Source organism: Aeromicrobium sp. (assembly GCF_050700635.1).
GTDB lineage: Bacteria > Actinomycetota > Actinomycetes > Propionibacteriales > Nocardioidaceae > Aeromicrobium.
Map to the genome: position 1 here is coordinate 1 of NZ_JBOHDT010000078.1, position 24,571 is coordinate 24,571.

The 24,571-nt window shown below is 68.2% G+C and carries 23 protein-coding genes and 1 pseudogene; 7 read left to right on the plus strand and 17 right to left on the minus strand.

Annotated elements, in window-relative coordinates; genetic code table 11:
- On the minus strand, positions 1-1,105 hold a 1,105-nt coding region (locus tag ACRDPN_RS05940), incomplete at its 3' end, for a 2-isopropylmalate synthase (RefSeq protein WP_431446451.1).
- Between the two features lie 189 nt (positions 1,106-1,294).
- Here ACRDPN_RS05940 and ACRDPN_RS05945 point away from each other — a divergent pair.
- Both ACRDPN_RS05945 and ACRDPN_RS05950 read left to right on the plus strand, forming a co-directional pair.
- Entirely contained in the window at positions 1,295-2,713 is a 1,419-nt protein-coding gene (locus ACRDPN_RS05945) for a glycosyltransferase (RefSeq protein ID WP_431446452.1), read from the plus strand.
- Positions 2,710-4,986, plus strand: coding sequence for a glycosyltransferase (locus ACRDPN_RS05950; RefSeq protein ID WP_431446453.1), 2,277 nt, complete (start codon positions 2,710-2,712; stop codon positions 4,984-4,986). The genes ACRDPN_RS05945 and ACRDPN_RS05950 overlap by 4 nt, the downstream gene beginning before the upstream one ends.
- A gap of 5 nt (positions 4,987-4,991) precedes the next feature.
- On the opposite strand, the gene ACRDPN_RS05955 is transcribed toward ACRDPN_RS05950, so the two are convergent.
- The 6 genes from ACRDPN_RS05955 to ACRDPN_RS05980 all read right to left on the minus strand — a co-directional run bounded on the left by ACRDPN_RS05955 (position 4,992) and on the right by ACRDPN_RS05980 (position 13,486).
- Positions 4,992-6,587: a fibronectin type III domain-containing protein gene (locus tag ACRDPN_RS05955; protein WP_431446454.1), complete on the minus strand. Its 1,596-nt coding sequence runs from the start codon at positions 6,585-6,587 to the stop codon at positions 4,992-4,994.
- A gap of 100 nt (positions 6,588-6,687) precedes the next feature.
- Positions 6,688-8,904, minus strand: coding sequence for a transglutaminase TgpA family protein (locus tag ACRDPN_RS05960; RefSeq protein ID WP_431446455.1), 2,217 nt, complete (start codon positions 8,902-8,904; stop codon positions 6,688-6,690).
- The gene (locus tag ACRDPN_RS05965) at positions 8,891-10,123 is read right to left on the minus strand and encodes a DUF58 domain-containing protein (protein WP_431446456.1); all 1,233 of its coding nucleotides are present in this window, start codon (positions 10,121-10,123) and stop codon (positions 8,891-8,893) included. The genes ACRDPN_RS05960 and ACRDPN_RS05965 overlap by 14 nt, the downstream gene beginning before the upstream one ends.
- On the minus strand, positions 10,120-11,058 hold the full coding sequence (locus ACRDPN_RS05970) for an AAA family ATPase (protein ID WP_431446457.1): 939 nt from the start codon (positions 11,056-11,058) through the stop codon (positions 10,120-10,122). Before ACRDPN_RS05970 ends, ACRDPN_RS05965 begins: the two co-directional genes overlap by 4 nt.
- Positions 11,059-11,116: 58 nt before the next feature.
- A complete protein-coding gene (locus tag ACRDPN_RS05975; protein WP_431446458.1) occupies positions 11,117-12,283 on the minus strand; it encodes an endonuclease/exonuclease/phosphatase family protein in 1,167 nt (388 codons plus the stop codon).
- A 195-nt stretch (positions 12,284-12,478) separates the two neighbouring features.
- Positions 12,479-13,486: a PHP domain-containing protein gene (locus ACRDPN_RS05980; RefSeq protein ID WP_431446459.1), complete on the minus strand. Its 1,008-nt coding sequence runs from the start codon at positions 13,484-13,486 to the stop codon at positions 12,479-12,481.
- Positions 13,487-13,627: 141 nt separating this feature from the next.
- Between ACRDPN_RS05980 and ACRDPN_RS05985 the strand changes: the two genes are divergently transcribed.
- The 3 genes from ACRDPN_RS05985 to ACRDPN_RS05995 are packed head-to-tail and all read left to right on the plus strand — an operon-like array spanning position 13,628 to position 14,980.
- Positions 13,628-13,867 (plus strand): hypothetical protein, encoded by a 240-nt coding sequence (locus ACRDPN_RS05985; RefSeq protein WP_431446460.1) that lies wholly within the window; start codon positions 13,628-13,630, stop codon positions 13,865-13,867.
- A 23-nt stretch (positions 13,868-13,890) separates the two neighbouring features.
- Complete coding sequence (locus tag ACRDPN_RS05990; RefSeq protein ID WP_431446461.1) at positions 13,891-14,682, plus strand: universal stress protein; 792 nt, start codon at positions 13,891-13,893, stop codon at positions 14,680-14,682.
- A 31-nt stretch (positions 14,683-14,713) separates the two neighbouring features.
- Positions 14,714-14,980 carry an acylphosphatase gene (locus ACRDPN_RS05995; protein WP_431446462.1) on the plus strand — a complete coding sequence of 89 codons (267 nt, stop codon included), beginning with the start codon at positions 14,714-14,716 and terminating at the stop codon, positions 14,978-14,980.
- Here ACRDPN_RS05995 and era read toward each other — a convergent pair.
- The 9 genes from era to hrcA are packed head-to-tail and all read right to left on the minus strand — an operon-like array spanning position 14,977 to position 23,031.
- Complete coding sequence (era, locus tag ACRDPN_RS06000; RefSeq protein WP_431446463.1) at positions 14,977-15,906, minus strand: GTPase Era; 930 nt, start codon at positions 15,904-15,906, stop codon at positions 14,977-14,979. The genes ACRDPN_RS05995 and era overlap by 4 nt on opposite strands.
- A complete protein-coding gene (locus ACRDPN_RS06005; protein ID WP_431446464.1) occupies positions 15,903-16,265 on the minus strand; it encodes a cytidine deaminase in 363 nt (120 codons plus the stop codon). Before ACRDPN_RS06005 ends, era begins: the two co-directional genes overlap by 4 nt.
- The gene (locus tag ACRDPN_RS06010) at positions 16,222-17,550 is read right to left on the minus strand and encodes a hemolysin family protein (protein WP_431446465.1); all 1,329 of its coding nucleotides are present in this window, start codon (positions 17,548-17,550) and stop codon (positions 16,222-16,224) included. Before ACRDPN_RS06010 ends, ACRDPN_RS06005 begins: the two co-directional genes overlap by 44 nt.
- Positions 17,547-18,023, minus strand: a complete 477-nt coding sequence (gene ybeY / locus ACRDPN_RS06015) for an rRNA maturation RNase YbeY (protein ID WP_431446466.1) — start codon at positions 18,021-18,023, stop codon at positions 17,547-17,549. Before ybeY ends, ACRDPN_RS06010 begins: the two co-directional genes overlap by 4 nt.
- Positions 18,001-18,993, minus strand: coding sequence for a PhoH family protein (locus ACRDPN_RS06020; protein ID WP_431446467.1), 993 nt, complete (start codon positions 18,991-18,993; stop codon positions 18,001-18,003). The genes ybeY and ACRDPN_RS06020 overlap by 23 nt, the downstream gene beginning before the upstream one ends.
- A 42-nt stretch (positions 18,994-19,035) precedes the next feature.
- A complete protein-coding gene (locus tag ACRDPN_RS06025; RefSeq protein ID WP_431446468.1) occupies positions 19,036-20,472 on the minus strand; it encodes an aldehyde dehydrogenase family protein in 1,437 nt (478 codons plus the stop codon).
- Between the two features lie 35 nt (positions 20,473-20,507).
- Positions 20,508-20,849, minus strand: a complete 342-nt coding sequence (locus ACRDPN_RS06030) for an HIT domain-containing protein (RefSeq protein ID WP_431446469.1) — start codon at positions 20,847-20,849, stop codon at positions 20,508-20,510.
- Between the two features lie 10 nt (positions 20,850-20,859).
- Positions 20,860-21,999: a molecular chaperone DnaJ gene (gene dnaJ, locus ACRDPN_RS06035; RefSeq protein ID WP_431446470.1), complete on the minus strand. Its 1,140-nt coding sequence runs from the start codon at positions 21,997-21,999 to the stop codon at positions 20,860-20,862.
- Positions 22,000-22,014: 15 nt separating this feature from the next.
- Positions 22,015-23,031 carry a heat-inducible transcriptional repressor HrcA gene (gene hrcA / locus ACRDPN_RS06040; RefSeq protein WP_431446471.1) on the minus strand — a complete coding sequence of 339 codons (1,017 nt, stop codon included), beginning with the start codon at positions 23,029-23,031 and terminating at the stop codon, positions 22,015-22,017.
- A 61-nt stretch (positions 23,032-23,092) separates the two neighbouring features.
- On the opposite strand from hrcA, the gene ACRDPN_RS06045 reads away from it, so the two are divergent.
- On the plus strand, positions 23,093-23,515 hold the full coding sequence (locus ACRDPN_RS06045) for a hypothetical protein (RefSeq protein WP_431446472.1): 423 nt from the start codon (positions 23,093-23,095) through the stop codon (positions 23,513-23,515).
- Positions 23,508-24,341 (plus strand): DUF3097 domain-containing protein, encoded by an 834-nt coding sequence (locus tag ACRDPN_RS06050; RefSeq protein ID WP_431446473.1) that lies wholly within the window; start codon positions 23,508-23,510, stop codon positions 24,339-24,341. The genes ACRDPN_RS06045 and ACRDPN_RS06050 overlap by 8 nt, the downstream gene beginning before the upstream one ends.
- A 7-nt stretch (positions 24,342-24,348) precedes the next feature.
- Here the strand turns inward: ACRDPN_RS06050 and ACRDPN_RS06055 are convergent.
- Positions 24,349-24,571 (minus strand): annotated as a pseudogene (locus ACRDPN_RS06055) (radical SAM family heme chaperone HemW); the annotation flags it as partial.

Below are 24,571 nucleotides of genomic sequence, written 5' to 3' on the forward strand. Positions count from 1 at the left end.
CCTTCGCGTCGCGCTCCAGCGCTTCGAACCCCTTCTTGATCGCGTCCTGGTGGCTGCCCGAGAACGCGGTGAACACCAGGTCGCCGCCGTAGGGGTGCCGCTCGTTGACCGGGAGCTGGTTGCAGTACTCGACCGTGCGACGGATCTCGTCGATCCCGGAGAAGTCGATCTGCGGGTCGATGCCCTGGCTGAACAGGTTCATGCCCAACGTCACGAGATCGACGTTGCCGGTGCGCTCGCCGTGCCCGAACAGGCAGCCCTCGACGCGCTCGGCACCGGCCATCATCGCCAGCTCCGTGGCGGCGACGGCGGTGCCCCGGTCGTTGTGCGGGTGCAGCGAGACCGCCACGTGCTCGCGGTTGTTCACGTGCCGGCTGAACCACTCGATCTGGTCGGCGTACGTGTTCGGCGTCGCCATCTCGACCGTGGCCGGCAGGTTGAGGATGATCTCGCGACCCTCCGCGGGCTGCCACACGTCCATGACCGCGTTGCAGACCTCGACGGAGAACTCGAGCTCGGTGCCGGTGAAGATCTCCGGGCTGTACTGGTAGCCGAACGCGGTGCCGGGCAGCAGCTCCTCGGCGTGCTTCATGACGATCTCGGTGCCGCGGGTGGCGATCGCCCTCACCTCGTCGCGTGAAGCATCGAAGACCACCCGGCGGAAAAGCGGGGCCAGTGCGTTGTAGAGATGGACGTTCGCGCGCGGGGCGCCGACCAGTGAATGGATGGTGCGCTCGATGAGGTCCTCGCGCGCCTGGGTCAGGACGGAGATCGTGACGTCGTCGGGTACGACGTCCTCCTCGATGAGCGAGCGCACGAACGCGAAGTCGGTCTCGCTGGCGGACGGGAATCCGACCTCGATCTCCTTGTAACCCATGCGGACGAGCAGGTCGAACATGCGCCGCTTGCGCACCGGCGTCATGGGGTCGATGAGGGCCTGGTTGCCGTCACGTAGATCGGTCGAGAGCCAGCGCGGCGCCTCGGTGATGACGGCCGACGGCCAGGTGCGGTCGGGCAGGTCGATCGGGGTGAAGGCGCGATAGCGCCCGTACGGCATGCCAGACGGCTGCTGGGGTGATACGGGGTTGTTCGCTGGGCTGACCATTGGGGGATCCTCGCGGGTTCGTCGGAAGAAATTGCGACCGGTCGTGACGAACTCCGCGTCGAGGGGCCCGGTCTAGAGGGCCTCGACGCGGCAGCGAAGGAGCAGGTTCGCGATCCGCATGGTGGAGCCATCGTATCAACACGCAGCGCGGCGCCGGAACCGTGCACCCAGTCGGCTTAGGATTGCCGCGTGGCAGAGATCGAACTCCCCCGGGGGCATCACTACGCAGTGATGTGGGGAATCCCCGACAACTACGCCGGCATGACCAACTCGATGATGCACCGATCACGTGCCTTCGTCGAGCTTGCCGGCACCGAGGTCACCATCCTCACGTACGAGCACCGCCCCAACTACGACGTCATCCGAAAGCGTTTGCGCGATCGCGGCGCGATGATCGACGGGATGCACATCCGGAACCTGTGGGAAGACATCCGCAGCTGGGACGACGAGCAACTCAAGCAGGCCGTGCCCACCTTCGTGCCCGGAGCCGAGTCCACGTTCAAGCCTCTGGGCGAGCGCGGAAACCACGCCGGCCCGTTGGTCAACCGGCTCCACGACAGTCACGGCGACACCCTGCAAGTCGACTACTTCCGGGCCGACGGGACCATGCTCGGCTCCGACCGCCGCGACGTGCCCGGCGAGCAGGCGCGAGCGTTCACGCTGTGCGACACGTCCGGAACGCCGATCGGCACCTGGCAGACCATCTGGGAACTCTACTGGCTCTGGCTCGACTCACTCCCACGCGACCCGATCGCCTGGCTCATCAGCGACTCCAAGACCAGCGCCAACCACCTCGCCACCTACCACCGCGACGACGTCGTGAGGCTCCACGTGATCCACGGCTCGCACCTCGAGCCCGACAGCGGCCGTCCCATGGGCATCTTGCGGAGCAGTCGCGAGTACGTCATGAAAAACCTGGACGAGTGGGACGGCGTCGTCTTCCTCACCCAGCAGCAGCTCGGCGAGGTCAACGCCCTGCTGGGGACCGGAGCCAACCGCTACGTCGTTCCGCACGGACGCTTCGTGCCCAAGACGCCGCCGAACCTGAAGCGGTCGAGCAACCACGGAGTGATGCTCACCAGCCTCAACAAGCGCAAGCAGATCGGGCACGCGATCAAGGCCATGACCCGCGTCGGACGCAATGGCACGCGGCGGGTGACGCTCGACGTGTGGGGCCATGGGCCGTTCCAGGAGCAGCTGCAGAAGGCGATCGACAAGGCCGACGCTCCGGTCGCCCTGTGCGGCTACTCCGATCTGGCCTGGAAGGAGTTCGACACGGCCTCGTTCTCGCTGCTCACCAGCAACAACGAGGCGTTCGGCCTGGTGCTGGTCGAGAGCATGGGCCACGGCTGCATCCCGATCAGCTACGACATGCCGTACGGACCATCTGAGATCATCACCCACGGCGTCGACGGCTTCCTGGTGGAAGCGGACGACATCTCCGGACTCGTCACCGAGATCCGGCGGCTCGCTCGCGCCAAGCCATCGGAGCTCGCGCCGATGCGCGAGGCCGCGTGGCGTCGCGCGCAAGAGTTCAACGACGAGAACGTCACCGAGCATTGGGCCACCGTCATGGAGAAGGCGCTCGCGTCGAAGCGTCCTGCATGACCGCACCCTCCGTGGTTCTCCCCGATGGAGCTCTGCGCGTGCTCACCTTCTCTGTTCCGCACGAGTTCGGTGGACTCACCAAGTCGATGCTGCAGCGCTCGTGCCAGCTGGCCGCGGCGTCCGGGCGTGAGGTCGTGATCCTCACCCTCGCGTTCCTCCCGGACCTCGACGACACCCGCGCGGCGCTGCGCGAACGCGCACTCCTGATCGACGGTGTCTCGATCATCAACCTGTGGGAGGAGCTCGGGCAGGCCGACGACAGCGTCTGGGCCACGGCCGGCTTCGATCCGGACATCACGGCGCCAGAGCTCGAAGACCCGGCTGGTCTCTTCGGTCTGCCCGACGTGACCGGCATGATCAGGCGGCCCGACGGGATCGGGCCCGACACTGGGTTCTTCGATCTGCCCGACGTGACCGGTGTGATCACGCGCCCCGACGGGACCGTCCTCGTGCGGAGGCGCTTGTGGTCGTCAACCGACAACAGCGAGCCGACCCGCCGCGGCGACGAGCTCGCCCGCACCGAGGTCTGGGACTCCGAGGGCACGTTCCGAGGCGGCTGGCACGGCTTGTGGCCGGTGTGGCGATGGTGGCTCGACCGCGTGCTGCCCAGGCCGGCCCACCTGATCGTCGACAGCACGTACGTGGCCGCATGCCTCGCCGCCGCACCCCTCGCCGATGTGCCCACCACCTATGTGTTGCACAACAGCCACATCACCGGCGGCCGGGACGCCCCTTACGGACGACTGGAGCACACGCGCGCGTTCACGATGGTCCGGGCCCAGAAGTTCGACGGGGTGATTCACCTGACCCAGGCCCAGCGCCACGACGTGGACCTGCTCTTCGGCCCTCAGCACAACGCGCATGTCCTCCCCCACGCCATCGAGACGGCGAAGGCGGCCTCGAAAACGCGGCGACCGGCCGGGCGAGGCATCGTCATGGCCAACCTCGAAGGCCGCAAACGCATCCCGCACGCCATCCGGGCCGTTGCCGTCGCCGCGCGCAGCATCCCGTCGGTCGAGCTCGCCATCTACGGCCGTGGCACGGAGCACGACGCCGTGCAGGCGGAGATCGAGGAGCGCGCGGCCCCGGCGCGCCTCGAGGGATACACGTCCGACCCGGCCGGCACCTTTGCCCACTCCTCGTACATGCTGCTCACCAGCAGCCGCGAGGGCTTCGGCCTGGTGCTGGTCGAGAGCATGGCCGCCGGCTGTCTCCCGATCGCGTACGACATCGAGTACGGCCCGTCCGACATCGTGAGCGACGGGGTCGACGGGTTCCTCGTTCCGCGAGGGGACGAGGAGGCGCTGGCAGCTCGGATCGTGGAGGTCGCCACCACGTCGTGGTGGCGTCTGCGCCGGATGCGCAAGGCAGCGCGTCGACGCGCTGCCGAGTTCCTCCCGGCCGCGGTGCTCCCGCTCTGGGGTCCGGTGCTCGAAGCGGCAGCCGCAGTGGCGCGCAACCGCGCGGGCTCCCCTGAACCGTCGCTCGATGAGGTGTGTGAGCTCGAACAGGTCGCAGGTCTGCATCGGTTCTCCGACTGCCGGCTCGAGGCGACGACGACCGACGTCACGTGGGACGAGCGCGGGATGGCCACGCTGATGGTGTCGTGCGCGGTCGTCGGGGCCGGCGAGCACGCAGGCCGGCCCGACGTCGGTATCCAGCTGGTGCACCGACCGACCGGCGTCCGATCCGGGCGGCTGACCGTCGAGACCGTGGGACCCGACCCCGCCGCCGTGACCCACACGACGCTGATGCGCGTCACCATCGATCCTTCGACGCTCGAGCAGCCGGCCGATCATGTGCTGCTCGCGCGGGCCCGACTCGGACAGATCGACGTCATCGACACGGTTCAGCCGTTGCCCGACACGTCGGCCTGGTTCCCGATGCCGGCCGTCTCCCGTAGCCGGCCCGTGTTCATCCCAGGCCGTCGCGCCGGTGTCCGGTTGGTCACGGCAACACCCCACGCGGCGGGTTCGGTCGAGCTGTCGTCGGAGCACGCAATGCTCGACATCACGGGCCTCAGCAACGGGACGCAGGTCGAGGCCGCCGAAGCAAGAGGGATCGACGGCGAGCCCGTGCTCAAGGCCGAGAGACTGCCCGACGGTCGCCACCGTCTGACGTTCTCGACGGCCGGCTCGTGGAAGGTGCGCGCCCGCATCGACGAACAATGGCGCGACGTCGCATGGCGCGGTCCCGAGCCGGTTCCAAGCAGCGACGGTCCGCTGCACGTCGAGCTCACCGCGCGCGGCTACATCCGCCTGCGGCGCGACTGATCGGCCTACGGCAGCAGCACCTCGGCGACGATCATGTTGTGGTCGGACGGGATCGTGCCGGCGAGCTTGCCGCTCGAGTCGAGGTTCAGCACGGTCTCCCACACGAGGGTTCGCATCGGCGTCGTGAAGATGTAGTCGAGATTGCTGCCGTTCTCGTTCGTCGAGAAGTGCGGCACCGTCCGGATGAAGTTGTTGTGCGAGTTGTAGTGGGCCCGGATGCGCTTCTCGGCCGTGGCCGCAGGCGAGATCCTCGCCGACTTGTAGGTGTGGCCGAGCGGGTCGACGAAGCCGTGGGAGACGATCTCGTCGTAGGGCGCATTCGTCGGGTTGAAGTAGCGGGTCGAGTTGAGGTCGCCGACGACGAAGGCCGGCATCCGGCTCGGCCGGCGCCGCTCGACCTCGGCCATCATCGCCTCCGTCTGGGCCTTGCGAAGGCTGTAGTAGCTCGACCCGTACTCGATGTGGGTTTCGGCGAAGAAGAACTCCTGACCGGTCGACTTCTGCTCGAGGATCGCCCATGCCACGTACCGCTCGTTGCAGCCGGAGCACTGCGGCAGCTTCTTGGATCCCTGGGACACGAGTTTCACGGTGGCGCTGTTGAAGAAGATCTTCGTCCCCTTCGATGCCCCGCGGTCCTGGTACCGACAGCTGTTGGGCGTCGTGGAGTTCACGCAGTTGTTGCGGTGCGGGTTCGTGACCTCGTAGGGGGTGCCACCGGACCGCAACCGGTTCCGCAGGTCTTCGAACTGGGAGAGGTTGATCTTGCTGCCTCCGGACTCGAGCCAGCCCTGCGACGCCTCCTGGATGCCGATGACGTCGGGTTTCTGCTTCAAGATGCTCGCCACGACGACACCGCGACGATCCGCCCACGGACGCTCGAGGTTCTGGCCCTTGTAGCAGTTGGCGCAACGGACGTTGAAAGAGGCGACGGTGAGCGGCTCGCTGCCGCCCGGTTCCTCTTCCTCGTCCTCGACGACGGACGGCGGGATCGTCACGGCCGGCGAGTCGCCGCTGAGGGTGGCGTCGTCGGGGGTGATGACGCGCACCTTGGCGTAGTAAGTCGTCCCCGCCGTCAGACCGTCGACCGTTCCCCCGGACTCGTCGAAGCGGTGATAGGTCGAGCCCGTCATGGACGGGTTGTCGGCCAGCTTGATCCTGTATCGCGGTGCGTTCGGCACGTCGGCCCAGTCGAAGGTCGCCGTCGCCCCGTCACGCTTCGTGGCCTTGAACCCGGACGGAACAGCGAAGGTCGTCCAGGCTCGCTTCACCTCTGAGTACTCGCTGCGCGGCGTACCGCTCGTGGTGATGACACGAACCTTGACGTAGTAGCCGCGCCCGGGCTGGAGGCCGTTCATGGTCTCGACCGTGTCGGAGGATCCCTGGTAGGACGCGCCCGACATCGACGCGTCGGGGCTGATCTTGACCTGGTACCGCGGAGCATTCGACACCGGGTTCCACGTCAGCGAGACAGCGGTGGATGAGGAGCTCGACTGAGCGAGACCCGTCGGTCTCGGCGATGGCAGGTCGGCGGCGGCCGGACCGACCGTCAGAAAGACCACGGCCGCCGTTGCCACGGCAAGGGACCGCATGAGCTGACGCATGGAGCCCCCCGGGGGGAAGATGTGGCAAAAGTGACAAGAGTGGCTGAAGGGACTTTAGCCCCATTTCAGCGATTCCGGCAGCGTTTCAGGCGAAATCGACTCAGGCGGGCATGTGCTCGTCGAGGTACGTCGGACGGGCCGTGACCGGTCGCGGGCCGAGCGATCGTGGCAGCAGAAGGGCTCGCCACCGATCCGGTCGCGGGGTCCCGGCGCGGAGACCGGCGGTCAGGCTCACGGCATCGCGAGTCGTCGCGGGGCCGGCGTCAGACGTGGACTCCCGGGCGAAACGAGCGATCTCGACCTGGTGAAGCAGTCGTTCGAGCGCGTCCGCGTCAACGCCGGGACGATTTTCCAGGCGGCCGGCGAATCCGCGTGGCGTGTCGGTGTCCGGCACGTCCAGGCCGAGGTCTCGGCAGACGTCCTCCAGCTCGCGCCACAGGGAATCGGGCGTGCTGGACCGCAGACGACGCCGGCGTCGTAGCTCACGCACGACGGCAGGGCCAGCCAGGATCAGCATCACCACGACCCCCGTGACGGCGAGCGTGCGCGGCGCCGTTCCACTCGCCGTGGCCTCGTCGCCAACGGTTGCCGAACCCTCGTTGCGCTCGCCTCGGGGAGTCTGGCTGTTGGCGTCGGACGGCGCTTCGGACCCCTCCATGGCCGGTTCGTCGAACAGGGTGGCCGAGCCGATGCTCGTCGTCGGATCGAACCGCACCCAGCCGGCGCCCTCGAAGAACAGCTCGGTCCAGGCATGGAGATCGTCCGACGTGTTCTCGTAGACGGGCTCGCCGTCGATCAGTCCGACGGACCGACCCGGCGCGTAGCCGACCGCGACACGCGACGGTATGTCGAGCGTCCGGGCCATCACCGCCATCGCCGAGGCGAAGTGCACGCAGTACCCGGCCTTGCGCTCGAGGAACTCCGCCACCACGCTCAGACCGTTGCCGTCGTAGTCGTCGGCCACCGGTGCGGTCTCGGAGTACCGGAACTCACCGCTGCGGAAGAAGCTCTGCAGCGCCAGGGCCTTGTCGTAGTCCGTGGGGGCTGAGGAGGTGACCTCGCGGGCGGTTCGGGCGATCGACGGAGGAACCTCGTCCGGTAGATCCACGTACGGTTGCAGGCTCGGACCGATCACGGTCGACAGCTGTCGCATCTGCTCCGCGGTGGGCGTGATCGTCAAGCTGTTGACGCTGTACTCCTGGCCGCTGGTGTCGGTCGACTCGGAGCGCACGGTCATGCCCATGCGCTCGAAGCGCCAGACCCCCTCCAGGCCGTTGGTGTCCTGAGCCACGTACGGCACCGGGAGCATCGTGCTGTCGAGGCCCTCGATGGTGATGCGGGTGGTGTCCATCGTGGTCTCGATCCCCTCGCGCAGCCCGATCCGTCCCTCGAACCGGTCGGCCGGGAGCGTGGAGCCCGGTATCCAGGTCTTGCCGGTGAAGTCGCGCAGGGTGGCGACCTTCAGGTAGGGCGGGACCTCGGCCGTGGTGGTGTAGGTGAGGGCGACTGCCGTCGAGTTTCGACGCAGGTTCTGTCCGAGCTCGAGCATCGGGTTGATGCCGCGCCCGAAGACGCTGGGCGGCGGGTCGCCCCACGAGGCCGCGGCGGCACGGATGTCCGGCGCGACGGTCGGCAGCACCAACGCACCGGCCAGCGACACGACGGCGATCAGCACAGCCGGCACCTGGTTGCCGACGGCACTGCCCCGGCTCGACGTCCGTCCGACGTGCAACATCACCAGCCACGGCACTGCGGCGACGACGAACAGCCAGAACCCGGGTGTCCGTCCCGAGACCATGGCCGGGACGGCGAAGACGCCCAGCAACAGCAGTCCGATCCAGGCGGGGGCGCGTCTGAGCTCGAGGAAGGCGTCGGCGACGACGACGAGGGAACCGAACGCGACGGCGACGAGCAGCACGATGCCACGTGCCGCGGCGACCGGCGCCTTCTCCTCGACGATGATCACGCGGGCGGACTCGACCAGCTCGCTGAGCGCACCCACCGAGGAGGGCGTCGGGAACCCGGCGGCGAGGGTCTCAGGAACGAACACCCAGACGATCGTGACGAACAGGACGACCGCCGCGAAAGGTGCCACCAGGCGCACTCCGAGGCCGCGCAGCACCGCGCAGGTCAGGGTGGCCACCAGAGTCACGAGCAAGGTGGTGATCCACCAGTCATTGCCCTCGACGACCGTGCGGTAACCGGCCGTCAGCACCAGCAGACTGGCCGCGACCAGAGCACGATCCAGCCAGCCGGACCGGTCGACCGAGGCGTCCGGCTGACGTGTTGTTCGACTCTCGGAGTCAGCCCAGAGCACGACTCACCGCCCGGTCCAAGGCGAGCCATCGTTCGGCCTGGTTGTCCTGCGTGCGATACGTGACGACACTCCACCGGGTGCCGTCGAGGCGCGCCAAGGCTTCCGGCCGCGTCGTGGCCGCGACGAAGGCGTGCACGGTGTTCGCGCGGCCGAGCACGCGAATCCAGTGGTCGGCCCGGGTTTGGTCCAGGTGACCGGTGACGAGCACCACCGATCGTTCCGCCGGCTCCACCGCATCCACGTCGAGCTCCGCCGGCTCGACCACCGCGAGGTCGAGCATCGCGTCGGACAGGGTGTCGTGACCGTCGCCCACGCTACGGTCGATCGTCTGGTCGCTGGAGCGCAGGGCGACGACGCATCCCACGCCGACGAGATGGGTCATGACGGAGGCCGCCGCCACCACACTCCACTCCAGCATCGGCGAGTGCTCCCACTCGCCGGCCCGATCGAGGGCGGTGCCTTGTGTGGACGGGTCGCAGTCGAGGTAGACCGCCGCACGCGGGTTCACCTGCCGCTCCTCCTGGCGGACCATGAGCTCGCCGCGGTGCGCCGTGGCCTTCCAGTTCAGACGCTTCACGGCGTCCCCGGCGAGGTACGTGCGGGCGATGACGTCATCGGCACCGTTGCCGGCGTGCTGCGGTGCCGGTCTACCCGACCCGTCGTCGGAGAGCCCGAGCGAGCCGAGGGGGGCGAGCTCTCGCCGACGCGGGAGCACGATGACCGAATGTGTGCCGGCGACCACGTGCCGCCGGCGAACCAGGCCGAACGGATCGACGTTCTCGAGCTGGAGCGGACCGACGACGTGGCGACCGCGTCGCTGACCGCGAACGTCGTAGCCGAGCACCAGGCCGGCTCTACCGAGACGCGTCCGCGGCGAGGTCGGCATCTGACCCGTCGCTGCCCCGCCGAGACCGGCGGGAAGATGGTCCTCCCACCGGGACGCCGGAAGCGGCACCCGCGCCCGGTTCACGAACCGAAGCGTGACCCGGGACCCGAGATCGGGCTCGAGCACCGGCGGCGCGAAGGTCCGGTCGACTCGAGCGCGTGGCGAGGCGGCGAGGAGGTACAGCGCACCGAGAACGACGAGCCCCAGCAGCAGTCCGGTCGTGTAGAGCAAGGCCGGCAAGGACAGCGCGGCCGCCAGGACGAAGCAGTTGACGGCGACGAGGAGGACCCACCCGCCGCGACGGGTGACCGCCAGCGCGCGCACCGTGATCACGTCGGTCGGATCGCTCCGTCCGGCACGGGGGTCTCGGCGACGATGCGGCGCGCGATGTCGTCGGCGCCGGCCGCGCCGCGGTGGGCGATGAGCCGGTGCGGCAGCACCGAGGGCACGAGGGTGTCGATGTCGTCGGGCAGCACGTAGTCGCGGCCGTGGACGGCCGCGAGGGCCTTGCTCGCGCGGACGAGCTGGAGCGTGGCCCGCGGGCTGGCACCGAGGCGCAGCTCGGGATCGGTGCGGGTGGCTCGCACGATGTCGATGGCGTAGCGCTCGACCGTCGGTGACACGAACACCGACCTGGCCGCCGCAATCATCGTGTGAAGGTCCTCGATCGACGCCACGGGCTCGAGATCGTCGAACGGGTTGGACTCGTCGCGCCCGCGGACCATCTCGAGCTCGGCCTCCGAGTCGGGGTATCCCATCGAGATGCGGGCCATGAACCGGTCGCGCTGTGCCTCGGGCAGAGCGTAGGTGCCCTCCATCTCGTACGGGTTCTGGGTGGCGACGACCGTGAACGGAGAGCCGAGGCCGTACGTGGTGCCGTCGACGGTGACCTGCCGCTCCTCCATCGCCTCGAGCAGGGCCGACTGGGTCTTCGGAGATGCGCGGTTGATCTCGTCACCGATGACGATGTTCGCGAACACCGCCCCGGGCTTGAACTCGAACTCGCGATCGCGGAGGTTGAACACCGAGACACCGGTGATGTCGGACGGCAGCAGGTCCGGCGTGAACTGGATCCGGCGCACCGAGCAGCTCACCGAGCGCGCGAGCGCCTTGGCGAGTACTGTCTTGCCGACGCCGGGGACGTCTTCGATGAGCAGGTGTCCCTCGGCCAGCAGGACGACGAGAGCCGTCTCCGCGACCTCGTCCTTGCCGTCGATGACCCGCCCGATGTTTTCAACGATCGCCTCGGCCGACGCCTCGAGATTCATGATTGATGGTAAGCACATGCATGGTCATCGCGCCGCTGACTGGGCATGATGACACGCGTCATGGAAGCGTGATGGTGGAGCTGATCATGTTGTGGTCGGACGGGATCGTGCCGTTGATCCTCAGCGTCGAGGAGCTGAAGTCGATGACCACTTTCCACTTCTTCACCCGCAGCGAGTTCGTCGCGAAGACCCAGTCGATCGCGTTCCCCACCTTGTCCTTGCGCGTGTAGTAGGAGTACGGGCGGATGTCACGCCGGAAGTCGTTGAAGGAGCCGATCCACTGGTTCACCGTCGACTCCGCCCGGACGTTCCTCGGCGGGTTGACCCGATACTGCTGGTTCATGACGTCGCCGAAACCGGCGCTCTTCATGGCCGGAAGCATGTTCTCGGCCGCGGCGCCGAACTTGGACGTGTTGAAGTCGCCGACGACGATCACCGGCAGGGACCCGCTGTTGAGCGACTTGACCTTCGAGATGAGCTCCTTCCACTCCCGCTCCTTGACCGTCGAGTTGTCCGGGCTCAGGTGGGTGTTGGCGAAGAAGAACTTCTTCCCGCTCGCCTCGTGCTGGAACGTCGCCCAGGCGAGGTAGCGGTCGGTCTTGCCGCTGACCTGGTTGGCGTACTTGAACTGGCCGGACGTGAGCTTGTCGACGGTGTCGGTGTTGTAGAGGATGCGGGTGCCCTTGCCGACGCTGCGAGTGGTGTTGGTGACCTCGAACGGCTCCCCGGCGGAGTTGAGGCGGTTGCGCAGGTCGGTGTATTGGTCGGTGCCCGACGGCAGGGAGTCCCCCGTGCTCCAGTACGCCTCCTGCGTTCCCAGGACGTCGATGTTCTCGTCGAGGATCTGCTCGACCACCTTGGGCCTGCGCTCCGACCAGACCTTCTGGTCGCCGCCGGCCTTGGGGTCGTTGTTCGAGCCGCGGAGGTTGAACGTGCCCACCCGAACGTCTGCACTCGTCGTCGGTGGCGTGTCCGTCGTGGCCGAGATCTTGCTGCTGTAAGGACTGAGCGCTTCATGGTCGGGACTGTCGGCGACGACCTTGACCATGGCGTGGTACCTCTTGCCCTGCGCCAGACCAGTGGCGGTGCCCTGGCTGCCCGTGAACCAGAAGTACTTGGCGTTGCTCATGGTCGAGCTCGCGGAGATCTTGAACTGGTACAGCTCGGCACCCGACACGCCGGACCAGTCGAACGACAGGCTCGTGGTCGTCGCACCGGTCGACACCAGATTCTTCGGCGCTTCGTACTGGTAGGCGGCCGAGACCGGCGAGGCAGTACCCAGCGCTACAGCTAGACATGCGGCAACGACAGAAATCCCCCGAGAAAGTTGCATGGAGGGATCTTAGGTCCTGCCCCACCCGTCCCACCGGCAAACAGCGAAACTTCCGTCCCGGGCGACCCCATCCGCCACACGTGGTCGCTATCGCGTGGCTCGCGACCAGCCGAGCAGGCGGTCGAGTGGCCACGTGGTGACGATGCGGTCGAGCGGCAGGCCGAGCTCCTGGACGCGGGCAGCACCGTGGTCGAGGAAGTCGAGCTGGCCGGGTGCGTGGGCATCGGAGTCGATGCTGAACAGGCAACCCGCGTCCATCGCGATGGCGATGAGCTTGTCCGGTGGGTCGCGGCGCTCGGGCCGGGCATTGATCTCCACGGCGACGTCGTTCTCGGCACACGCGGCGAAGACCCGTTTTGCGTCGAACTGCGACTCCGGTCGCTTGCCCCGCGAGCCCTCGATGAGCCGACCGGTGCAGTGCCCGAGCACGTTCGTCGCCGGATCGGCCACGGCTTTCAGCATGCGCCGGGTCATGCCGATGCGGTCCATCCGGAGCTTGGAGTGGACGCTGGCCACCACGACGTCGAGCCGGGCGAGCATCTCGGGTGTCTGGTCGAGCGAGCCGTCCTCGTTGATGTCGACCTCGATCCCGCTCAGCAGACGGAAGTCGCCGAGCCCGTCATCGACCTCGGCGACGACGTCGAGCTGCTCGGCGAGGCGTTCGGCGCTCAGCCCGTTGGCGACGGTGAGGCGAGGCGAGTGGTCGGTGAGCGCCATGTACTGGTGGCCGAGCCGTCGTGCGGTGCGGGCCATGACGTCGATCGGGGAACCGCCGTCGGACCAGTCGGAATGGGTGTGGAGATCACCCAACAGCTTCGCGCGCACCGCTTCGCCTCCCGGTGCAAGCGGTCCATGACTGCGTTCGCGCAGGTCGGCGAGGTAGGTCGGCACCCGTCCGTCGAGGGCCTGCCCGATCACCTCGGCGCTGGTCTTCCCGACGTCCGGAATGTCGGTCAGACGATCACGCCGGGACGTGAGGTCGTCGAGATCCGCGATCGCGGCCGCGGCCTTGCGGAACGCCAGGACCCGGTACGTCGACGCACGCCCACGCTCGAGCAGGAACGCAATTTCTTCGAGCACCTGGACAGGATCCATGGTTCCATGGTGACGCACCTCACATGCCTCACGCGCACCTGACGAAGGACGCTGACGGTTGACACCGAGGACCTCGCCGGCTCCGGCGCCGCCCTCCTGGAAGTGGTCAAGCAGGGGATCCTCCCGATCTCCAACGACTTCATGACGACCTTGTTCTCGGTGATCGCGCTGATCGCCATCACCAACCCCACCCTCGTCGCTGTCGTGACGCAGCCGCGGATCCTCCATGGCATGGCCAACGAGGACGTCGTCCCCGGGATGTTCGCCAAGATCCACCCCTCTCGCCGTAGCCCCTGGGTGGGCCTGATCTTCAGCGGGATCGTGGTGGCCACCCTGCTTGTGGTCGGCACGCTGGTGCCCAAGGTCGAAGGGGCGACCTGATCGAGCGACTGCCCCTGGTCACGGTGCTGTTCCTGCTGTTCATCTACGCCTTGGTGATCGTCTCCTGCCTGAAGCTACGCGGACAGGACGAGAGCGAGAAGACGTACCGCGCCAATACGCCGCTGCTGCTGCTCGGCCTGGTGGGCAACGCGGCCATCTTCGCGTGGTCGATCTACGACGACCCGACCGCGCTGTACTGGTGCGCCGGCCTGCTCGCGGTCGGCGTCGTGCTGTTCCTGGTCGAGTACTTCTTCGGGACGAAGGACCGATCCCCGGGGTTCGAGCGTGGAGAACCTGATCCGGCCCGCGACCGGCCCGACAACAACCCGCCGTCCGAGGGACGGCCTGACATGCACGTCATCGTCGCCACCGACGGCTCGCGGCAGTCGCTGGCCGCGGCCAAGCACCTGAAGTCGTTCGCCGATCCGGAGAAGATCTCCGACATCTCGGTGATCGCCGTGATCCGCCCCCTCGCCGCGGTCGCGTTCGCGGACGAGCTGTCGTCTCGCGACAAGCAGAAGGCGGCCGCCCACGCGGGCAGCTTCCGCGACGCCGCACAGAACTCCGTCGACGTGGTCGCCGCCGAGTTCGAGGCCTGGGGACCGAAGGTCCATCGCCGCATCCGCAGCGGCTCCCCCGCCAACGAGCTGATCAAGGCGGCCAAGCAGCTGTCCGCGGGTCTCGTGGTGGTCGCATCCGGCGGCCGGGGCCTCAGCGACGTGGTTCTCGTCGGTAGCACCGCGCAGCGCGTGCAGCACTACGCGCCGTGCCCTGTCCTCGTCGTGCGGCCTGCTCCCCGCGCCAGGAAGCGCTAACCGCGACGTCATGCACATCTAGGCTGGATCCATGATCCGCCGGCGCGTCATCATCCGGGGCCGGGTGCAGGGTGTGTTCTTCCGCGCGAGCTGTGCCGACGCAGCGCAGTCCCTCGGTGTGGCAGGCTGGGTGTCGAACGAGCCGGACGGCACTGTGCAGGCGGTCTTCGAGGGCGACGAGGGTGCGGTCGAAGGCATGGTCGCCTGGTGCCACAGAGGTCCGGCGCACGCCGTCGTCCAGGCCGTCGAGGTCATCGACGAGGATCCCACCGGCGAGCGAGGTTTCCAGACGCGCTAGAAGCCGAGTTTGCGCAGCTGCTTGGGGTCGCGCTGCCAGTCCTTCGCGACCTTGACGTGGAGGTCGAGGAAGACCGGGGTGCCCAGGATCCGCTCGATCTGCACCCGGGAGGCCGAGCCGATCTCCTTGAGGCGTGCCCCGCGGTGCCCGATGATGATGCCCTTCTGGCTGTCGCGCTCGACGTAGACGTTCGCCCGCACGTCGACCAGCGGCCGATCGGCAGAACGTCCTTCGCGAGGCACCATCTCGTCAACCACCACGGCGAGCGAGTGCGGGAGCTCGTCGCGAACACCCTCCAGCGCCGCCTCACGGATGACCTCGGCGACCAAGGTCTCCTCGGGCTCATCGGTGAGACGTCCCTCCGGGTACAGCGGCGGGCCCTCCGGAAGGGTCTGGACCAGGAGGTCCGCGAGCAGCTGGACCTGGTCGCCGGCGGCCGCGGAGACCGGCACCACCTCGTGCCACGTGAGCCCTGCGTCGTCACCGGCGCGCTGGATCGCCATCAGGTGTTCGGCCACCCGGTTCGGTGAGACGAGGTCGGTCTTGGTGGCGATGGCGAGCACCGGTTTGCGGCGCAACCGCGCGATCTCGCACACGAGAAAGCGGTCGCCCGGGCCGATGCGCTCGTCGGCCGGCAGGCACAGACCGATCGTGTCGACCTCGGACCACGTCGACCTGACGAGATCATTGAGCCGCTCCCCCAGCGTCGTCCGCGGCTTGTGCAGGCCGGGGGTGTCGACCACCACGAGCTGGGCGTCGTCGCGATGCACGAGCCCGCGGATGGCGTGTCGCGTGGTCTGTGGCTTGGACGAGGTGATGGCGATCTTGTCGCCGACCAGGGCGTTGGTGAGCGTCGACTTGCCGGTGTTGGGGCGGCCGACGAAGCAGGCGAATCCCGAACGAAACGTTGTGTCAGCAGATGTCACGAGGCCCGGACCGACACGATCGTCCCTTCGTGGTCGGCCACGTAGACGGGGACGTCGTTGCCCGCGAGCTCGCGGACCGTGCTGAGGTCGACGATGGCTCCGTCGACGGTCGACACCACGGCACCCGCCTCCAGGCCAGTGGCGCCCGACGAGATCGCCATGGCGACCGCGAGGTCGAGGGCAGCGATCTCCAGCGACGGAAGCGTGACCGAGGAGGCGACGTACGTGCGGCCGTCGAGGTCACGGACGGCGGCACCGCGCTCCGAATGGTTCCGGACTCGCGACGAGCGCGCCAGCGTGACGAGCTTCTCGTCCTCAGGACTCAACATCACGGTTCTGCCCGTTCGGAGATACTCCATGCGGGGAGGCTACCTGCTCGGAGTGCCTCGGTACGCGGCTTACGTGGACTCGTCCGATGCGGTTGCGGCGGCCGGACGGGGCCTCGGCCCGGAACTCCAGCCCCGCGACCTCGACTGAGCTGCCGGGTATCGGCACCTTTCCGAGGTGCTTCGCGACGAGTCCGCCGACTGAGTCGACGTCGTCGTCGTCGATGCGGACGTCGAACAGGTCGGCCAGGTCGTCGACGTCGTAGCGGGCGCTGAGCCGGTATGAGCCGTCCGGCAAGGCTTCGAGCTCGTCCGGCTCGGTGTCGTACTCGTCGGTGATCTCGCCGACGATCTCCTCGAGGATGTCCTCGATCGTGACCATGCCGGCGGTGCCGCCGTACTCGTCGACCACGATCGCCACGTGGGTTCGCTCGGCCTGCATCTCCTTGAGCAGGTCGTCGACCGGCTTGGTGTCGGGCACGTACAGGCACGGTCGCATGATCGACTCGACCCGCTCGGTCGACTCCGCCAGGTGATTGTCGAAGACGCGCTTGGTGACGTCCTTGAGGTAGGCCATGCCGAGCACGTCGTCGAGGTCGTTGTCGTCGATGACCGGTATGCGCGAGTACCCGCTGCGCAGACACAGCGACATGGTCTGCCGCAAGGTCTTGGTGCCCTCGATGTAGACGAGGTCGGTGCGCGGCACCATGACCTCGCGCACCACGGTGTCGTTCAGCTCGAAGACCGACTGGATCATCTTCGACTCGTCGGTCTCGATGAGCGAGCTGGCGGCGGCAAGGTCGACGAGCTCACGCACCTCGACCTCCGATGCGAACGGACCCTCCCGGAACCCCTTGCCGGGGGTGAGAGCGTTGCCGACCACGATGAGCAGACGAGGCAGCGGTCCGAGCAGCCGCGTCGCGCCGATGACGGGCAGCGCCGAGGCGAGCGCGATCCGTTCGGCATTCTGGCGGCCCAGGGTGCGCGGCCCGACGCCGATCAGCACATAGCTGACCACGACCATGATCGCGACCGTGGTGCCGATCAGCGCCCAAAGGCCGTCGATCCAGTTGGCCACCACCAGGGCGACGAGCACGACACTGGCCGTCTCGCAGAACACGCGCAGCAGCAGGACGGTGTTGAGGTAGGGAGCCGGGTCGTCGAGGATGCGTCCGAGCCGGACCGCTCCGCCGCGATTCTCCTCGGTGAGCTCGTGTGCCCGCGCCCGCGAGAACGACGACACGGCGGCATCGATGCTGGCCAGCACACCCGCCGCCAGCGCCAGCAGGATCGAGGAGACGACGAGCGGGACGATCACGACGTGCTCGCAGGTTCTGGATCGCCGCCGCGCTGCCACTCCAGCAGCAGCCGGCCCTGCACGCCGAACATCTCACGATGCTCGTCGGGCGAGGCGTGGTCGTAGCCGAGCAGGTGAAGGATGCCGTGAACCGTGAGCAGGTCGACCTCGTCGGACGTGCTGTGCCCGGCGGCCGGGGCCTGCTGCGCCGCGACCTGGGGGCACAGAGCAATGTCGCCCAGATAGCCCTCGGGAGCGGCCTCGCCATCTCGCCCCGGCGTGAGCTCGTCCATGGGGAACGACAGCACGTCGGTGGGGCCCTTCTGACCCATCCACTGCTGGTTCAGTACGGCGATCGTGTCGGCGTCGACGAGTCGAACGGTGAGCTCGGTGGCCGGGTGCAGTCGCATGCGGCGCATGACGAATCGGCAGAGCTGGGTGAGGGCGACGATGTCGACGTCGGCCCCCGACTCATCGAGAATGTCGACGTTCATGGTCTGTGGCACCCGCCTCGAACGTGTCGTAGGCAGCCACGATGCGCCCCACGAGCTTGTGCCGCACGACGTCGTGCGCCGTGAGCGTCGTGAAGTGGATGTCGTGCACGCCGTCGAGGATGTCGCGCACCACCCGGAGCCCGCTCTTGGCCCCGCTCGGGAGGTCGACCTGGGTGACGTCGCCGGTGACCACCATCTTGGAGCCGAAGCCGAGGCGCGTCAGGAACATCTTCATCTGCTCCTGCGTGGTGTTCTGTGCCTCGTCGAGGATGATGAACGCGTCATTGAGCGAGCGGCCCCGCATGTAGGCCAGCGGCGCGACCTCGATGGTGCCGTTCGTGAGCAGCTTGGGGATGGACTCCGGATCGATCATGTCGTGCAGGGCGTCGTACAGCGGACGCAGATACGGGTCGATCTTCTCGCTGAGCGTGCCCGGCAGGTAGCCGAGACGCTCGCCGGCCTCGACGGCGGGCCGGGTGAGGATGATGCGCGTGATCTCCTTGGCCTGCAGTGCCTGCACGGCCTTGGCCATCGCGAGGTAGGTCTTGCCGGTGCCGGCCGGACCGATGCTGAACACCACGGTGTGCTTGTCGATAGCATCGACGTAGCGCTTCTGGTTGAGCGTCTTGGGCCGGATGGTGCGGCCGCGGTTGGACAGGATGTTGAGGCTGAGCACCTCGGCCGGACGCTCCTGGGTCTCGGTGCGGAGCATCGTGATGCTGCGCTCGACCAGCTCGCGGCTGAGTGCCTGGCCGGTGCGCACGATGGCCACCAGCTCATCGAGGAGTCGTTCGATCAGGGCCGCTTCACCCGGTGAACCGCTGACCGTGATCGCGTTCCCGCGCGCGTGGATGCGCGCCTCGAACGAGGATTCGATGAGGCGGAGGAACTCGTCGGCCGGGCCGAACAGGGCCACGGCGTCGACGCTCGCAGGGACGGTGAACGTGTGCGGCACGGGTTCGTCAGTCATGGCGCATCCCATGCTACGCAAGTGACGATGGCGGGGTCGAACCTACAGCTGGAGACTCTGGGCGGTCAGGAGCTCCTCGATCGCGTATCGGCCGTTCTCGCGGCCGTGGCCGGACTGCTTGAAGCCGCCGAACGGCGCCAGCGGATTGAAGTCGCCGCCGTTGATCTCGATCTGGCCGGTACGTATCCGCCTGGCCACCGCGATCGCGCGATCCGGGTCGGCCGACCAGACACCGCCGGCCAGACCGTAGGCGGAGTCGTTGGCGATGCGCACCGCGTCGTCCTCGTCGTCGTACGGCTGGATCGCCAGGACCGGGCCGAATATCTCCTCCTGGGCGATGGTCATCTCCGGCGTCACTTCGGAGAAGACGGTCGGGCGGACGAAGTATCCGCGGTCGAGACCGTCTGGGGCATCGGCGCCGCCGGTGACCAGGTTCGCCCCCTCCGCCTCACCCTGTCGGATGTAGCCACGCACGCGGTCGCGCTGCGTCTCGGAGACGAGCGGACCCAGTCGCGTCGACTTTTCGAACGGGTCGCCGGGCGTGAACTTCGCGGCCGCCTGCTCGGCCAGCTCCTCCGCCTCGCCCAGCTTCTCCCGCGGCACGAGCATCCGGGTCAAGGCACTGCAGGTCTGTCCGGAGTTGAGGAAGCACTTCGCCACGCCGTTGGGGACGGCTGCGGCCATGTCGGCGTCGTCGAGGATGACGTTGGGCGACTTGCCGCCCAGCTCCATCGCCACCGGCTTGACGGTGGCCGAAGCCAGTTCCGAGACGCGACGTCCGGCACGAGTGGAGCCGGTGAACGAGACCATGTCGACTCCCGGGTGGCCGGCGATCGCTTCGCCGACCTCAGGACCGAACCCGGAGACCAGGTTGAAGACGCCGGGAGGGAGGCCTGCCGCCTCGATCACCTCGGCGAGGATGAACGCGTTCAGCGGAACCACCTCGCTCGGCTTCAGCACCACGGTGCACCCGGCAGCCAGGGCAGGCGCGACCTTGGCCGCGATCTGGTTCAGCGGGTAGTTCCACGGCGTGATCGCGCCGAGAACGCCGATGGGCTCGCGGAAGACCCGCGAGTTGCCGATCTGCTCCTCCCAGGCGACCTCCTTCATGACCTTCGGCATCGAGGCGAACTGAGCGATCCCCATCCCCACCTGGACGATCATGCTCAGCTTGAGCGGCATCCCCAGCTCCTGCGTGATCGTCGACGCGATCTCTTCGGAGCGCTCCTTCAGGCCGTCGGCAACGGCCGCGAGGTGGTTCGCACGGTCCTCTCGACTCGTCTGCGACCAGCCCCCGAACGCGTCGCGGGCAGCCCTGACGGCTCGGTCGGCGTCATCAGCCGATCCCGCCGGAATCGTGGCCATGACGTCCTCGGTCGTCGAGTTAACGACGTCGATCGTCTCGGAGCCGGTCGGGTCGACCCACCCACCTCCGATGAACAGCTGATCGCGCGTCTGGACCTCGGTCGCCGTCGTCATCGGTGCCCCCTGCTTGTTGGCCGCTGATCTTCAGCCTAACCCGGCGGCCAGCCCATGGACCGGCCCGCAAGCACGTGCGCATGGCAATGGAACACCGTCTGGTGCGCATCCGCTCCGGTGTTGAACACCAGCCGATACGTGCCACCGGCCCCGTCGGCGATGCGGCGGGCGAGGCCGAGGAGGTCGAGAGTGGCTTCCGGCTCCGCCTCGGCGAGGCTGCCGATGTCGGGCTGGTGTACGCGCGGGATGACCAGCACGTGGGTGGGTGCCTGCGGGTTGACGTCCCGGAACGCGACGGCGTGGTCGGTCTCGGCCACGGTGTCGCTGGGGATGTCGCCCGCCACGATGGCGCAGAACAGGCAGTCGTCGTCAGTCATGGAGTCCTTCCTACCGGAAGGCGTCCTTGATGCGACCGAACACGCTCTTGTGGGACGCGCCGAGACGGGCCTCGGGACGCTCCTCGCCACGCAGCGTGGCGAGCTCCTGCAGCAGCTCGCGCTGGTCGTCGTCGAGCTGACCCGGTGTCTCCACGAGCACCTGGACGAGGAGGTCGCCCCGGCCGGGACCGCGCAGCCGCGGGATGCCCTGCCCGCGAACCGTGACGACGTCACCGGACTGGACACCTGCACCGATCACCACGTCTACGGTGTCGGGTCCCGCGTGCTCCGGAAGGTCGGACTCGAGGGTCGGGAGGTCGAGGTGGGTGCCGAGTGCCGCTGCCGTCATCGGCACGGTGACCTGGCAACGCAGCTGGTCGCCCTTGCGTGTGTAGACCGGGTGGCGGCTCACCTCGATCTCGACGTAGAGATCACCGGCCGGGCCTCCGCCGGGTCCGACCTCGCCCTCGCCGGTGAGCTGGATGCGCGTGCCTTGGTCGACTCCCGCCGGGATGGTGACGGTGAGCGAGCGGCGCGAACGCACTCGACCGTCTCCCCCGCACTCGTGGCACGGGTCGGGGATGACGCTGCCGTAGCCCTGGCAGGTCGGGCACGGACGCGATGTGCGGATGTCGCCGAGCAACGAGCGTTGCACGTGCTGAACATCGCCATGGCCGTGGCAGGTTCCGCAGGTGACGGGCTGGGAGCCTTCGCGCGCACCCGATCCGTCGCAGGTCACGCAGAGGACCGCGGTGTCGACCTTGAGCTCGTGCGTGACGCCGAACGCGGCCTCGGCGAGGTCGACCGTCAGGCGCAGCAACGCGTCCTGTCCCCGTTGCGTGCGCGAGCGCGGCCCGCGGGCGGAACCCTGGCCGAAGAACGCGTCCATGATGTCGTCGAAGCTGAAGCCTTGTCCGAAGCCGTGGTGAGCGCCGCCGAGCGGGTTGCCGCCGCGGTCGTAGATCGACCGCTTCTGCGGGTCGGACAGCACCTCGTACGCGGTGGTGACCTCCTTGAAGCGGTCGGCCGCGTCGGGGGCCTCGTTGACGTCGGGGTGGAGCTGACGGGCCAAGCGGCGATATGCCCGCTTGAGCTCGTCGGCACCGACGTCGCGTCCGACGCCGAGCAGCTCGTAGTAGTCCTGTGCCATTGATCCTCTGGTTCGTCAGCCGTCGTTGAGCAGTCGACCGACGTAGCGGGCGACCGCGCTGACGGCGGCCATGGTTCCGGGGTAGTCCATGCGGGTGGGGCCGAGGGTGCCGAGCGTCGCCAGCGCCTGCCCTTCAGAACCATACGGGGACGAGACGACTGCGGTTCCGACGAGGTTCTCGCTGCCGGTCTCAGCACCGAAGCTCACGTGTGTTCCTGCGGTCGCCTCGCCCAGCAGCCGCAGCAGGACGACCTGCTCCTCCAGCGCCTCGAGCACCGGCCGGATGGCGGTGTCGAAGTCGGAGCCGAAGCGGGCGAGGTTGGCCGTGCCTCCGACCGCGATGCGCTCGTCGGAGTGCTCGTTCGAGAAGACGTGCGTGAGCGTCGTGACGATCGACGTGACGATCGGACGGTCAGCCGGTGCGAAGGAGTCGAGCAGGTCGGCCATACGCAGCGACGCCTCGGGCAGCCGCTCGCCCATCGTCGCCGCCACGATGTGCGTGCGGAGCTGGATGGTGAGCTGCTCGGACGGAGTCTCGACCAGCTCGATGATGCGCTGCTCCACCCGGCCGCTGCTGGTGATGACGACGAGCAGCACCCGCGCGTTGTCGAGCGGCACGATCTCGATGTGGCGCACGGTCGAGCGGCTCAGCAAGGGGTACTGCACGATGGCGACCTGGTTGGTGAGCTGAGCCAGTACCCGCACGCTGCGCTGCACGACGTCGTCGACGTCGACGGCCCCGGTGAGGAAGGTCTCGATCGCCCGGCGCTCGGCCGCCGACAGCGCCTTGATGGTGGCCAGCCGGTCGACGAACATCCGATAGCCCTTGTCGGTGGGCACCCGACCGGCGCTCGTGTGCGGTTGGGCGATGTAGCCCTCGTCCTCGAGGACGGCCATGTCGTTGCGGATGGTGGCCGGGGAGACACCGAGGTGGTGGCGCTCGACCAGGGCACGTGAACCGACCGGCTCCTGGGTGGCGACGTAGTCCTCCACGATCGCGCGCAGGACGTCGAGACGTCGCTCGTCCGACATCGGCCGTCTCCTCCCGCGCGTCGCCTTGGCACTCGTCGTGGTCAAGTGCCAGTCTACCGAGATGGAGGGAATCGTCGCGGACGGAGACACCGTGGTGGTCACCGGCGGCGAACGCACCCTCACCTACCGTCCGAGGCTGGTCACGGTCGCAGGCGGCGCCACGATCGAGCACGAGTCGCGCGGCGGATCGCTGAGCTCGGTGTGGGCCGCCGATCTGGGCGACCGCTATGTCGAGGTCGTGCACCTCGGCCACGGGCCGCTGGGCGGCGAGCTGGTGCTCGTGGTCCCCGACGCCAACACCGTAGCCGTCGGCGACCTCGCCGGTGGCGACACCGCAGGGGCTACCGCCGAGTGGGCCGGCGCGCTCGACCTCGCGATCGGGCTCACACGTCCTGACTCCCACATATTGACCACCAGCGGCGTCATCACGCGCGACGAGCTGGAGGACTTCCACCAACAACTGCTCGGGGTGCTGCATGGCTGACCGTTACCAGGCTGAGATCCACGGTGACCAATGGCGAAGGCAAGCTCGGAGGGTCTCCAGGGATGCCGTGGCCGAGCGCGGTCTCGTGGTCGAGGAAGCCGTCACGGGCTTCTGCGGCGAGATCACGCGCGTCGAGCGCGACCTCGGCACCCTTGAGCTGGAAGACCGCCGGCTCGTGCGCAAGGTGTTCCCGCTCGGACCCGGTTTCCTGCTCGAAGGGCGGCCCGTGGTTCTCGTCGCGCCAGCCGCAGGCGCGCCGTCCGGTCCGGTGCGAACCGCGTCGGGCTCGCGCGCGGTCCAGGGCGCACGTGCCCGCGTCGCCCTTCCGAGCCGCATCTACGTCGAGGGCCGTCATGACGCCGAGCTGGTCGAGAAGGTCTGGGGCCACGACCTGAGGGTCGAGGGTGTCGCGGTCGAGTACCTCGGCGGCATCGACGACCTGGTCGCCGTCGTCGACGAGTTCGCGCCCGGCCCCGACCGCCGACTCGGCGTGCTGGTCGACCACCTCGTGCCCGGCTCCAAGGAGACCCGCATCAAGCAGCGGCTGTCGGGCCGCGCCCACGTGCTCGTGGTAGGGCATCCATATGTCGACGTGTGGCAGTCGGTCAAGCCCGTCCGCCTCGGACTCGACGCGTGGCCGGTGGTGTCGCGAGGCATCGACTGGAAGCACGGCGTGTGCGAGTCGCTCGGCTGGCCGCACGCCGACCAGGCCGACATCTCCCGCGCCTGGCAGTACATCCTGAGCCGCGTCGACTCCTACGCCGACCTCGAACCGTCCTTCCTCGGCCGGGTCGAGGAGCTCATCGACTTCGTCACCGTCCCTTGAGCAGGGTCTAGCCGGTCAGGTCACGCACCACGGCGTCGGCCAGCAGGCGACCATCGCGCGTGAGCACGAGGTGATCGCCCTTGACCTCGACCAGGCCACGGTCGGTCAGGGCCGGGACGGCCGCGCGCCCGTCCTCGAGGATGCCGAGCGGCAGGCCCTCGCGCAGCCGCGCCTCGAGCATCACCCGCTCCATCACCGACGCCGAGGGGTCGAGGACCTCGTGGTCGTGC

Excerpts from the sequence above, each read along its gene's own strand:
- ACRDPN_RS06005 (WP_431446464.1), bottom strand. The coding sequence starts at position 16,265 with ATGGAGTATCTCCGAACGGGCAGAACCGTGATGTTGAGTCCTGAGGAC.
- ACRDPN_RS06030 (WP_431446469.1), bottom strand. The coding sequence starts at position 20,849 with ATGACTGACGACGACTGCCTGTTCTGCGCCATCGTGGCGGGCGACATC.
- ACRDPN_RS06020 (WP_431446467.1), bottom strand. The coding sequence starts at position 18,993 with ATGACTGACGAACCCGTGCCGCACACGTTCACCGTCCCTGCGAGCGTC.
- ACRDPN_RS05955 (WP_431446454.1), bottom strand. The coding sequence starts at position 6,587 with ATGCGTCAGCTCATGCGGTCCCTTGCCGTGGCAACGGCGGCCGTGGTC.
- hrcA (WP_431446471.1), bottom strand. The coding sequence starts at position 23,031 with ATGTCGGACGAGCGACGTCTCGACGTCCTGCGCGCGATCGTGGAGGAC.
- ACRDPN_RS06025 (WP_431446468.1), bottom strand. The coding sequence starts at position 20,472 with ATGACGACGGCGACCGAGGTCCAGACGCGCGATCAGCTGTTCATCGGA.
- ACRDPN_RS06050 (WP_431446473.1), top strand. The coding sequence starts at position 23,508 with ATGGCTGACCGTTACCAGGCTGAGATCCACGGTGACCAATGGCGAAGG.
- ybeY (WP_431446466.1), bottom strand. The coding sequence starts at position 18,023 with ATGAACGTCGACATTCTCGATGAGTCGGGGGCCGACGTCGACATCGTC.
- ACRDPN_RS05970 (WP_431446457.1), bottom strand. The coding sequence starts at position 11,058 with ATGAATCTCGAGGCGTCGGCCGAGGCGATCGTTGAAAACATCGGGCGG.
- ACRDPN_RS05995 (WP_431446462.1), top strand. The coding sequence starts at position 14,714 with ATGATCCGCCGGCGCGTCATCATCCGGGGCCGGGTGCAGGGTGTGTTC.
- ACRDPN_RS05950 (WP_431446453.1), top strand. The coding sequence starts at position 2,710 with ATGACCGCACCCTCCGTGGTTCTCCCCGATGGAGCTCTGCGCGTGCTC.
- ACRDPN_RS06045 (WP_431446472.1), top strand. The coding sequence starts at position 23,093 with ATGGAGGGAATCGTCGCGGACGGAGACACCGTGGTGGTCACCGGCGGC.
- ACRDPN_RS05980 (WP_431446459.1), bottom strand. The coding sequence starts at position 13,486 with ATGGATCCTGTCCAGGTGCTCGAAGAAATTGCGTTCCTGCTCGAGCGT.
- ACRDPN_RS05985 (WP_431446460.1), top strand. The coding sequence starts at position 13,628 with ATGACGACCTTGTTCTCGGTGATCGCGCTGATCGCCATCACCAACCCC.
- dnaJ (WP_431446470.1), bottom strand. The coding sequence starts at position 21,999 with ATGGCACAGGACTACTACGAGCTGCTCGGCGTCGGACGCGACGTCGGT.